General features: G+C 29.1%; 13 protein-coding genes. 4 read left to right on the top strand and 9 right to left on the bottom strand.

The features are described from left to right. Positions 1-17 precede the first annotated feature (17 nt). Positions 18-842 (top strand): prolipoprotein diacylglyceryl transferase, encoded by an 825-nt coding sequence (lgt, locus tag Q0714_RS05145; protein WP_298263257.1) that lies wholly within the window; start codon positions 18-20, stop codon positions 840-842. Positions 843-964: 122 nt separating this feature from the next. Then, the gene (locus Q0714_RS05140; RefSeq protein ID WP_298263256.1) at positions 965-1,996 is read left to right on the top strand and encodes a peptide-N-glycosidase F-related protein; all 1,032 of its coding nucleotides are present in this window, start codon (positions 965-967) and stop codon (positions 1,994-1,996) included. Positions 1,997-2,053: 57 nt separating this feature from the next. On the opposite strand, the gene Q0714_RS05135 is transcribed toward Q0714_RS05140, so the two are convergent. Genes Q0714_RS05135 through Q0714_RS05120 form a run of 4 tightly spaced genes read right to left on the bottom strand, consistent with a single transcriptional unit; the run spans position 2,054 to position 4,927 of the window. After that, on the bottom strand, positions 2,054-2,779 hold the full coding sequence (locus tag Q0714_RS05135) for a head GIN domain-containing protein (protein WP_298263255.1): 726 nt from the start codon (positions 2,777-2,779) through the stop codon (positions 2,054-2,056). Positions 2,780-2,789: 10 nt separating this feature from the next. Then, complete coding sequence (locus tag Q0714_RS05130; RefSeq protein WP_298263254.1) at positions 2,790-3,863, bottom strand: hypothetical protein; 1,074 nt, start codon at positions 3,861-3,863, stop codon at positions 2,790-2,792. Continuing rightward, the gene (locus tag Q0714_RS05125) at positions 3,847-4,389 is read right to left on the bottom strand and encodes a hypothetical protein (protein ID WP_298263253.1); all 543 of its coding nucleotides are present in this window, start codon (positions 4,387-4,389) and stop codon (positions 3,847-3,849) included. The genes Q0714_RS05130 and Q0714_RS05125 overlap by 17 nt, the downstream gene beginning before the upstream one ends. 1 nt (position 4,390) lies before the next feature. Next, positions 4,391-4,927: an RNA polymerase sigma factor gene (locus Q0714_RS05120; RefSeq protein WP_298263252.1), complete on the bottom strand. Its 537-nt coding sequence runs from the start codon at positions 4,925-4,927 to the stop codon at positions 4,391-4,393. 235 nt (positions 4,928-5,162) lie between these two features. On the opposite strand from Q0714_RS05120, the gene lon reads away from it, so the two are divergent. Further along, the gene (gene lon / locus Q0714_RS05115) at positions 5,163-7,643 is read left to right on the top strand and encodes an endopeptidase La (protein WP_298263251.1); all 2,481 of its coding nucleotides are present in this window, start codon (positions 5,163-5,165) and stop codon (positions 7,641-7,643) included. Positions 7,644-7,695: 52 nt separating this feature from the next. Here lon and Q0714_RS05110 read toward each other — a convergent pair whose 3' ends face one another. The 3 genes from Q0714_RS05110 to mazG form a co-directional block, all read right to left on the bottom strand. Further along, entirely contained in the window at positions 7,696-8,427 is a 732-nt protein-coding gene (locus Q0714_RS05110) for an SDR family NAD(P)-dependent oxidoreductase (RefSeq protein ID WP_298263250.1), read from the bottom strand. Positions 8,428-8,436: 9 nt separating this feature from the next. After that, a complete protein-coding gene (locus Q0714_RS05105; protein WP_298263249.1) occupies positions 8,437-8,892 on the bottom strand; it encodes a DUF1801 domain-containing protein in 456 nt (151 codons plus the stop codon). Between the two features lie 76 nt (positions 8,893-8,968). After that, the gene (gene mazG, locus Q0714_RS05100; RefSeq protein ID WP_298263248.1) at positions 8,969-9,748 is read right to left on the bottom strand and encodes a nucleoside triphosphate pyrophosphohydrolase; all 780 of its coding nucleotides are present in this window, start codon (positions 9,746-9,748) and stop codon (positions 8,969-8,971) included. Between the two features lie 106 nt (positions 9,749-9,854). On the opposite strand from mazG, the gene Q0714_RS05095 reads away from it, so the two are divergent. After that, on the top strand, positions 9,855-10,481 hold the full coding sequence (locus Q0714_RS05095) for an adenylyltransferase/cytidyltransferase family protein (protein ID WP_298263246.1): 627 nt from the start codon (positions 9,855-9,857) through the stop codon (positions 10,479-10,481). A gap of 11 nt (positions 10,482-10,492) precedes the next feature. Here the strand turns inward: Q0714_RS05095 and Q0714_RS05090 are convergent, their stop codons facing one another. After that, entirely contained in the window at positions 10,493-11,074 is a 582-nt protein-coding gene (locus Q0714_RS05090) for a LicD family protein (protein WP_298263245.1), read from the bottom strand. Next, complete coding sequence (locus Q0714_RS05085; protein WP_298263244.1) at positions 11,075-11,497, bottom strand: DUF5606 domain-containing protein; 423 nt, start codon at positions 11,495-11,497, stop codon at positions 11,075-11,077. It lies immediately after the preceding gene. Between the last annotated feature and the right edge of the window lie 27 nt (positions 11,498-11,524).

Raw genomic sequence — 11,524 nt, 5'->3', positions numbered from 1 at the left:
TACTAAAATATATTTAAATGACGTTACTTCAAATTGATTGGAATCCAGCACCAGAAATTTTTAAAATAGGTTCTTTCGCAGTTCGTTATTACAGCTTAATGTTTGTGATAGCTTTTATGTTGGGTTTATTTTTAATGAAAAAAATATTTATTAACGATAAAATTCCTATTGAAAAGTTAGATTCGTTATTTATATATACCGTGGTAGCAACACTTATAGGTGCAAGGTTAGGTCATTTTTTATTTTATGATCCAGAATTTTTATTTAAAAAACCTTTAGAAGTTATATTGCCTTTTAAATTTTCACCCAAGTTTCAATTTACTGGATTTGCGGGCTTAGCAAGTCATGGTGCTGCCATTGGAATCATTATAGCAATGTATTTGTTTAGCAAAAAAGTATTAAAAAAACCAATTTTATTTATTTTAGATAGAATAACTATTCCTGTTGCTGCGGGTGCCGTATTTGTTAGATTAGGAAATTTAATGAATTCTGAAATTATTGGTAAACCAACCAATAGTGATTACGGTTTTATTTTTAGAAGATTAGGAGAGGATTTTCCTCGCCATCCAGCTCAATTATATGAATCAATAAGCTACTTGTTTATTTTTGGAATTTTAATGTTTGTTTATTGGAAAACAGATAAAATAAAAAAACAAGGTTACTTATTTGGGTTGTTTTTTGTGCTTTTATGGACAGCTAGATTTTTTGTTGAGTTCTTTAAAGAAGCACAAGTTGAAGGTAGAGAAGATTGGGTATTAGGATTAAATACAGGACAGGTTTTAAGTATTCCTTTGGTGTTAGTAGGGTTATTTTTTATGTTTAGAAATAGCAGTAAAAATTAGTCAAAATTTATTTTCAACTTTTTAAGGTTGTAGTTAAACCATGTTGTTTAGCTATTCAGCTATTTTATTTTTTGAGGTAGTTTATATAGCATATTTTTATTGAAAATAATATACAAATTTCAATGAAAAAACACATTATAATTCAACCATTACTATTTACTTTAATACTGTTTAGCTTTTCTCAGTGCGGAAAAGATTCAGAAGTCAATAACGAAGAAATTGTACCAACAACAACCATTGTAAACACATTTAATAAAGCTCATTTAAGTTTTGGTGATGGTAGAGTTCAATCAAAAGAAGGAACTTTTAATTTTCCAGTAAATTCAGAAAAAATTACACAAATTTTAATGTATGTAAAATTAGAATGCCCAAATGGAGGTTGTGGTGCTTGGGATGTTTTTGCCAATATAAAAGTAAAAGATGCATCAACTAATAATTGGTTTGAAATGGGCAGATACATAACACCTTATGGAGTAGATAACTCTCAAAGAGGTGAAGGTTTTGTTTTTGATGTAACAGATTTTAAATCTTTATTGCAAGGAAATGTACAATTAAAGTCATTTGTAGAAGTCTGGACAATTGAAGGATGGCTACTTACAGTTGATTTTAAAATTACTGAAGGAGAACCTACATACAAATACTCAGCCATAGTGCCTTTAATAGATCATACTAATAACTCTCAACAAATACCTTATGGAGAAGAAATACCTAATACCATTAAATTATCAGGTAACATATCCTTACCTGAAAATGCTAAAGCAGCAAGGTTAAGAAGTGTTATTTCAGGATGGGGACATGCAACTCCTTTAGATAACGATGGTAGACCAAGTGCTGAATGGGGATTTAGAACACATTTATTAAAAATTGGTACACAAGAATTTCATCATGTAATGGGAGGTATAGGATGCAGTTCTAATCCTGTAAAGCCACAAAATGGTAATTGGGAGCCAGATAGAGCAGGTTGGTGTCCAGGCCAAGAAGTACCTATTAGAGTTAACTCCATACAATTATCCAATATTGAAGAGTCTCTAAAGTATCAATATAGCTTTGAAGATTGGACTAACGACAAAGAAAATGGAAACGCTTATTATTCTCTTTCATCATATTTAATTGTAGAAAGTGACACACCTATTCAAAAGCCAGTAGTTAATTAATAAAAAATCCCTTTTTTACTTTGAAAAAGGGATTTTTTGGTAGTATAAAAGTTGAGTTTAGTGTTTCTTTTTAATAGAACCAGAACCTGCCGAATTTGATTTAACAATTTCTGGATTGCCAGTATAATAAATATTTCCTGAACCTGCAATTTTCGCATGAATTTCATTCATTGCATGAATTTTAATATTTCCTGAACCAGCCACTTTTGCATTTGCTATATTAGCTTTAAGGTTGTAGCCGATTAAATTTCCTGAACCAGCTATTTTACAAGAAAATTGATTAGAGTCCCCTTGTAGTTTCATATTTCCTGAACCTGAAATAGAAGTATTTACTTGGCCAGTTGAAATGTTTAAATTCATATCCCCTGAACCAGCTACAGCTAGTTGTAAGTCTTTAGCTTTAATAGTTTGAGTAGTGTAAATATTTCCAGATCCAGCTAAAGAAATAGCCTCTACATTACTAAAAGGAATGGTAATTTTAATCTTTTTAGTGCTTTTTATTTGATACCCTTTTTTGGTCTTAATTTTTAGCTGCCCATCTTTTACATCAGTGATAATATAATCCATTAAATTTTCTTCGGCTTGAATAGTAATCTCCCCTTCAGTTCCTTTGATTAATTCAACATTAAAAGAACCTGCTACACCAATTTTATTGTAATCACCAACAGTTCGTATTTTTGTAGTTAAATGACCATTTCCTTTAATTTTTTTATGATAAAATTGCGCTTGTGTACTTATGCTAAATACTAATAAGGCTAAAATACTTGTGAATAATTTTTTCATTGTGTTTTTTTTAGTTGTTAAAAAATGTAATATTACCGTAGCTAGATTTAATGTTTATGATTCCTCCAGAATTAGAATTGTAAAAACCTTCATAATATTTAGAAGTTGATTTTACGATTTCTTTATTAAAAGTAAATCCGTTATCATATTTTAAGTGGCCATAACTTAAATTAGCTTTTATAGAAAAATTGTTTGATGATTTTACTCCAAGTTTTATATGAGTATATGAGGTTTTTACATCTATTTGTTTTAAATCATCTCCTAATTCAAGAATTTTTAAAGAACCATAATCCATATCAAAATTACCACTGTTTCTAAGTTTATCAACTTTGGTATGCATATAATCACTGTTACCAGTAACGTTTCCAGCATCTTCAATTTTTAAACTTCCGTAATCACAGTTATAATCTAAAACAGCTACCATTCCAAAAGCCATATGAGAATAATCTGCATTTAGTTTAATTCTGTTTGATTTTTCAATTGTTAAACTTGAATAATCTGCATTTACATATCCATCTTGTATAAAATCGATGGTTGAATTATTGGTATAGTCTATATCAATTGCATTATCTGTATTCCATAATTCACCAATAGTTATTTTACCATAATCACAATTAATTTTAGAGCTTCCTTCAAGTTTGTCTATAATAATTGCTCCGTAATCATTATTTAAATTAACGCTGTTAGTAATGGGCATTTGAATTAAATAATTAATCTCCATGCTTACATTATTTTTTTTACCCCATAAACTCCAAGAACTCGACGTTTTTTCTATAAGGGTTTTGGCTGAAACTTCTGAAGTATTCCCTTGGAACTCTACATTAATTTGATCTAAACGCTTTTGAACTTTTTCTTCATCGTTTCCATTAGTAGTAATGCTAACTTCAATTTTAATTTTATTTTCGTTCCAAGTAGAAATACCGATGTTTCCGTATTTATTAGATACATTAAGTAAAGCATTATTATTTACAGTGTATTCTTTTTTTAGCACTTTATTTTTGGTGTATTTTCCATTTTTTTCTGTTGCAGAAATTGTGAGTGGTATTAAAAAAAGTAAGAGTAATATTTTATACATAGTTTTCATTGTCTTGTGTTTTTAATTGTTTTACATCTTCAATTTGAATTAATAAACTTTGCAAAATAGTTATGCGTTGTTGATAGTTAGAAATCATGGCATAAATAATTCGCTTATCTTCCGTACTTTCTTTGAGCTCTAAAGTAAGCAGGTGGTATTGTTGTTCTAATTTTTTAAGTTGAACCAATGCATCATCAATCAATTGTTCAGTATCGCTATTTCTTTCTTTTTCAATAAGGGTAAGTTCCTTTTCAATAGTAGTAACAAAATAGTTTTGGGTATCTTTCATTTCTGTTGAAACGGTTGCTAATTCCATTCCTTTGTTAGAAAATGTAGCTCCCAACCAAATTCCAAATATCAATACAACGGATGCTGCCACAGCTACGAATGAAGCTAATTGATAACGAACTTTAGGTTTTTTGGTTTCAATTTGATGTAGTTTTGCTTCAAACCTATCAAAATGACCTATTCTAGGCTCTTCAGTATCGAATTTGTTTTCTAAACTTTTAAATATATGTTCTAAATTGTCTTTCATTTTAGTTTGCTAAAAGTTGTCTTAATTTATTTTTTGCTCTCGAAATTGTTGTTCTACTATTTTCGTAGCTAATTCCCATAATTTGAGCAATTTCTTCATAATCATAACCTTCAATTAAGTTAAGTGTTATAGCCACTTTGTAATTATTTTTCAACTGCGCTACTTTATTTAAAATATCACTTGTTTTTAATAAAGTATAGTCTACAGGTTTTTCTTCTAGTTCATTCAATACCACTTTTTCTAGGGGTATCGTATTCATTTTATCTTTCTTCTTTAGAGCTGTAATGCTATTATTAATTACAATTCTTTTCAGCCAAGCTCCAAAAGTTACTGTTTCACTAAATGTATGCAGCTTTGTAAAAGCTGCTAAAAACGATTCTTGCATAATATCTTCAGCTTCATAGCTATCATTTACAATTCTTAAAGCAGTATTATACATAGCTTTATAGTATTGTTTGTAGATTGTAAATTGGGCTGATTTATCACCTTTTTTACAACGTTCTATAAGTTTGTTTATATGTTGATTCTCTACTTTCAAAAATCGATTTCTATTAAAAAGACATTGACAAAATTGAACTGTTACACTTTTGTATAAAATTATTAAAAATAATATCTAAAAACAGTACTTATTTGGCATAACTATTGGGATTTATTAATGGATAGTTTTATAACTATTTAGTTAATTTATTGATAATTAGAATTTTAAATTAATTTTGTTTTTAAAGTTTATTTGAAGATAAATTTTAAAATGACAAAATGACCCAAAATAAACTATGAGTAATTCAAAATTTTTAAAACTGGACAATATGTCATTACAGCACATTTTAGATGAAGATGCGGATTTAATTCCTTTAATGACACCAGAAGACGAAGAAGAAATTAATAAAGAAGAGGTTCCCAATGTATTACCTATTTTACCTTTGCGTAACACGGTTTTATTTCCAGGCGTTGTAATTCCGATTACTGCAGGAAGAGATAAATCAATTCAATTGATTAAAGAAGCAAATAAAGGAAATAAGATTATTGGAGTAGTTGCTCAAAAAAATGAAGCCGTTGAAGATCCAACGATTAATGATATTTATAGAGTTGGTACTGTTGCAAGAATTTTACGAATGTTAAAAATGCCTGATGGTAACACCACTGTAATTATTCAAGGTAAAAAAAGGTTTGAAGTTGAAAGTTTTGTACAAGAAGAGCCTTATTTAAAGGCGACTACTAAAGCTTGTATAGAAGATCGTAAAGAGGAAAAAGATCCTGAATTTGAAGCAATCATAGATTCTATAAAGGAAATGGCGGTTCGTATTATTAAAGAAAACCCCAATTTACCTTCTGAAGCGTCTTTTGCTATAAAAAATATAGAAAGTAATCCTTTTTTAATCAACTTTGTTTCTTCTAATATGAATTTAAAAGTAGAAGAGAAACAGCAATTATTACAAACTGATAATTTAAAAGACAGAGCATTATTAACTTTAAAAAAGATGGATGCTGAGCTGCAACGATTAGAATTACGCAACGTAATTCAGTCTAAAACAAGATCTGATATGGATCAACAGCAGCGAGAATATTATTTACATCAACAACTTAAAACTATTCAAGAAGAATTAGGTGGTGTTTCTTATGATGAAGAGCTTGAAGAAATGCGTGAGCGTGCCAAAACTAAACAATGGAGTAAAGAAGTAGGAGAAACCTTTGAAAAAGAATTAGGACGCTTACAGCGAATGAATCCACAAGTAGCTGAATATTCTGTGCAACGTAACTATTTAGATTTGTTGTTAGATTTACCTTGGAACGAATTTTCAGAAGATAAATTTGATTTAAAAAGAGCTCAAAAAATATTAGATAGAGATCATTTTGGTTTAGAAAAAGTGAAGGAACGTATTATTGAACATTTAGCTGTTTTAAAATTAAAAGGAGATATGAAATCGCCGATTATTTGTTTATACGGTCCCCCAGGAGTAGGAAAAACTTCTTTGGGAAAATCTATTGCTGAAGCTCTTGGAAGAAAATATGTACGTATGTCTTTAGGTGGTGTTCGTGATGAAGCTGAAATTAGAGGGCATAGAAAAACCTATATTGGAGCAATGCCTGGAAGAATTATAAAAGACATTAAAAAAGCAGGTACATCAAACCCAGTTTTTGTGTTGGATGAAATTGATAAATTAGCATCATCTAGTCATAATGGAGACCCATCTTCTGCAATGTTAGAAGTACTAGACCCAGAACAAAACACTACATTTTACGACAACTATTTAGAATTAGATTACGATTTATCAAAAGTATTATTTGTAGCCACAGCCAATAGCTTATCTACCATTCCTTGGGCATTAAGAGATCGAATGGAAATTATTAATGTTTCTGGATATACCATTGAAGAAAAAGTTGAGATTGCAAAACGTCATTTGCTTCCTAAACAATTAAAAGAGCATGGTTTAACAAAAGAACATTTACAAATAGGAAAAAAACAATTAGAAAAAATTGTAGAAGCATATACTCGTGAGTCTGGAGTAAGAGGATTAGAAAAACAAATCGCAAAAGTGGTTCGTTATGCAGCTAAATCTATTGCAATGGAAGAAAAGTACGAGGTTAAAATTACCAACGAAATTATTGAAAAAGTATTAGGACCTTCTCATTTAGAGCGTGACAAATATGAGAGTAATGATGTAGCAGGCGTAGTAACAGGTTTAGCTTGGACAAGTGTAGGTGGGGATATTTTATTTATTGAATCTATTATTTCTAAAGGGAAAGGGTTAACCATTACAGGGAATATTGGTAATGTAATGAAAGAGTCTGCAACCATTGCAATGGAGTATATAAAAGCCAATGCTGCAAACTTTGGCATTGTTCCAGAATTGTTAGATGAATACAAAGTACACATGCACATACCAGAAGGAGCTACACCAAAAGATGGGCCAAGTGCAGGAATCACAATGTTAACTTCGTTAGTTTCGGTATTTACTCAGCGTAAAGTTAAAGCTAAGTTAGCAATGACAGGTGAGATTACTTTAAGAGGTAAAGTTCTTCCAGTTGGTGGTATTAAAGAAAAAATACTAGCAGCAAAAAGGGCGAATATTAAAGAAATTATTCTTTGTAAAGAAAATAGAAAAGACATTGAGGAGATAAAAGAATCTTATTTAAAAGGATTGACATTTCATTATGTGTCTGAAATGAGTGAAGTAATTGATTTAGCTTTAACTAAACAAAAAGTAAAAAATGCTAAAAAATTAACCGTTACTAAAAGAACAAAAAAACAATAATTTACAAGTTATAAACTATAAAAAAGCCTTACAATTTTGTAAGGCTTTTTTTTTAAATTTTTCTAACATCTAAAATTCGACCATTTTTTAATTCACCAGTATGGTCTAATTTATATATTTTTTGTGCCACTTGTTTAGGAGTAAACAAATCTCCATGTTCAAAAAAGTCTATAAAACGCTGAACCGATTTAAAGTTTTCTTTAGGAGCATTTCTTGCTGCTGCTTGCATGTCCGTATCAACAACTCCTGGATAAATTGAAACAATGTTTACTCCATGAACAACTTCTTTTTGTTCTTTTGAAATGACTTTGGTCATCATATCTAATCCTGCTTTTGATGAACAATATAAAGACCAACTTTCATAAGGGTTTACTGCCGCACCTGAAGAAATATTAATAATTTGTTTTTTACAATTCCAATCTTTGGTTAATTTTATAAATGAATTACTTGTGGTTAAAGGTGCAATTAAATTTACATGTATGGTATAAGCAATATCTTTTGAATTTAACTTGCCCAAAGTATTAATAGTTCCTAAATCTCCAGCGTTATTGATAAGTGTTATTTTACTAGTAGAATTTTCATCTAAATGAGAAAATATTTCAGTAAAAATACCTTCAATAGCTTCTGTATTACTAAGGTCACATTGATATTGTTCTGTAGTATAGAGTTTTTTTAATTTGGTCCTAGCAATAGAAATAACTCTGTAGCCATTTTTATGATACTCTTTTGCTAAGCCAAGTCCTAAACCTTTACTTCCTCCAGTTATAATTACAATTTTCTCCATAATTTAGCTTTAACGTTTTATATTTTTTTCATACAATTCAATCCACTCTTGAACTGAAATTTTTTTGACTAACTCAGCAATTAAATTGAATGGAATTTCAGAAATTTTTTTAAACCGAATACAACTTTTGCCCATATCTAATTTTTGTTTGCAATGTTTTGGATACTCCTTAACAAACCAATTTAAAAGTTCAGGATTTGCATAAATTCCCATATGGTATAAAGCAATAAAGTTTTTTTGAGAAGCGATGTTGATAAAAGGCAGTGGTAATTTGTTGTCACAATGATAACCTTTAGGATACACATTCTTTGGTACTACATAGCCAATCATACCATAACTCATTTGTTCTTCAAATCCTTTTGGTAAGTTTTCAACAATTGTTTTGCGTAGTTTTTCAAAATGCGGTATTCTATCTTTAGGAATTTGAGATATGTAATTTTCAGGAGTGGTTGCTTTAAATTGCATAGTGATTTTAATTACAGAATACAAATTACAAATTAATTGTTAATCTTCAAGTTTTAGCCAAAAATTATTGAGTTGATTAATGGTATAATTTTTTGGCTTCATTCCAAAAAACATCCATTTCATGTAAAGACATTTCATGTAAAGATTTTCCTAATTTTTTGGCTTCATTTTCTAAATATTGAAATCTATTAATAAACTTTTTATTGGTTTTTTCTAAAGCATTTTCAGGGTTTACTTTTATAAAACGCGCGTAATTTATCATTGAAAATAATACGTCTCCAAATTCAGATTCTATAGTTTCTATATTCCCTTTTTTTATTTCCTCATTCAATTCAGCCAATTCTTCTTGGACTTTTTCCCAAACTTGCTCTGGTTTTTCCCAATCAAAACCAACTCCAGCAACTTTGTCTTGAATTCTATTAGCTTTTACCAAAGCTGGAAGCGAAGTAGGAACTCCTTCTAAAACTGATTTTTTCCCTTCTTTAAGTTTCAGTTGTTCCCAATTTTGTTTAACATCTTCTTCATTTTCAACAATTACATCACTATAAATGTGTGGATGACGATGAATAAGTTTTTCGGAAATGTTACTTGCTACATCAGCAATGTCAAAACTATTGCTTTCCGAACCAATTTTGGCATAAAAAACAATATGTAATAGCAAATCGCCTAATTCTTTTTTTACTTCTTCCAAGTCATTGTTTAAAATGGCATCTCCTAATTCATAGGTTTCTTCAATGGTTAAATGACGTAATGATTGTATGGTTTGTTTTTTGTCCCAAGGACATTTAGCACGTAATTCATCCATTATGTCTAATAAATTACTAAATGCTTGAAGTTGCTGTTCTCGGGTTTTCATAAAATTTACTTTAATTGCAAAAATAGGCAATCAAAATGAAACAAAAATGCTGATTTAAAAATCAATTACTATCTTCGCAGCAAAATTTATAAATAAAATGATTTTAATGATAGTTGAAAAATTACAAAATGAATTTGATGATGTTTGGGATATTTTTACAAATGAAGTAGAAAAATCATTTACAATGGTTTATAAAAAAAATAGTTTTACAAAGAATTTGGAGCCTATTGGTATAACTATTGAAAAAATAAATGAGTTTTTGAAAGAAACCCCGAATGAGTTAAAGTTAATAACAGATCCTGTTATCAAAATTGAAGTAAATTTAAAGGGAGAATTTAAAAAATTTAATAAAATGTATACTTCAGGCTGTTTTGATATTTTTCATTATGGTCATTTAAATATATTAGAACGTACCAAAAAAATGTGTAATTATTTGGTAGTAGGTGTTTCTACTGATGAATTGATTTTAAAGGAGAAAGGTAGGCTACCTGTAATTCCTTTTAATGAAAGAATACGAATTATTGAAGCTTTATCGTTTGTTGATCAAGTAATACCACAAGTAGATAAAAATAAACAAGCAATAGTAGATCGTCATAATATAGATGCAATTTCTGTTGGAGAAGACTGGAAAGGTAAATTTCCTAAAACCACCTGTCATGTAGAATACTTGCCTTATACGTATAGTGTTAGTAGTACTATTTTAAAAGATGCTTTAAAACTTATTGAAAAATAATAAGTAAATTTTTAACTTAAAGCGTTATCATCTGTAAAAGTATTCCAATTTTTAACTGGAACATTCCAATTTCCATATCTATAAGTTAAATATTCGTCAGTTAATTTGGGAATAGAATAAGAATAGTTGTTAAATTTTATTTCCTTTACGGTAGCATAAAATTTATAAGGAACATTTTTTACTTTGTTTCCAATTTGCCAATACGCTTTTTCGTTGTAGTTATATTTTATAAAAATATCCAAGCATACATTCCCTTTTAATAATCCAAATAATTTTTTTTTACGGACTTTAATAATTCTTAGATCACCATTTTTAAAAGGTAAAGTATTCTTAAATTTTCTTACACGAACTCTTAACCCTTCACTTTTTAGTTGGTTAATGAGGGTTTCTAATTTAGGTTTACCTGGATACATAAGTGAAAAATCTAAATCATTATCCCAAGGTAACAGCCTGTTTTCTCTTCTAATTCCTAAAAGAGTACCTCCTTCCAACCAATAAACTAACTTGCAAGTATTCATAATTTTAGCAGAAAGCTCTAGTAAATCTAGAGCTTCCTTATTATTTTTACCTGTAAGTGTTATGCTATAAGCCATTTATGAAGTTTTTTCTTCAACTTCATCTTCTTCCTTAATAGAAGTAAAATCAAAATTTTTAGAAGCTAATAAATTATACCATTGCAATACTTTTTTAATATTGGAAGTATATACACGTTCCTCATCAAAATTAGGTAAAACTTCTCTAAAGAAAGAAGTTAATACTTTACCACTTTCTTTATGACTAATAGTATTTTCACCTTGTTGTTTTTCAAAAATACTTTTTAACACTATTCTTAAAGGAACTTCTTCTTCATAAGTGTAAATTGCAATTTCATTTAAAGCGCTTATGTTGTGCGTAGCCATTACAGGAAATTTTTTCTGATCCAATAATGATTCTACAATAATTCCACCTTTTGATTGTGCTTTAATTTCATACAATCCTGGTTTTCCGTTAATTGCAACAATGTTTTTTAATTCCATGTAAATGTTTTTAATTTTTATCTATTT

The sequence above is a fragment of the uncultured Lutibacter sp. genome, from assembly GCF_947493565.1.
Classification (GTDB): domain Bacteria; phylum Bacteroidota; class Bacteroidia; order Flavobacteriales; family Flavobacteriaceae; genus Lutibacter; species Lutibacter aestuarii.
The sequence above is the reverse complement of the archived record's forward strand: the minus strand, read 5'-3'. Positions and strand labels throughout refer to the sequence as shown.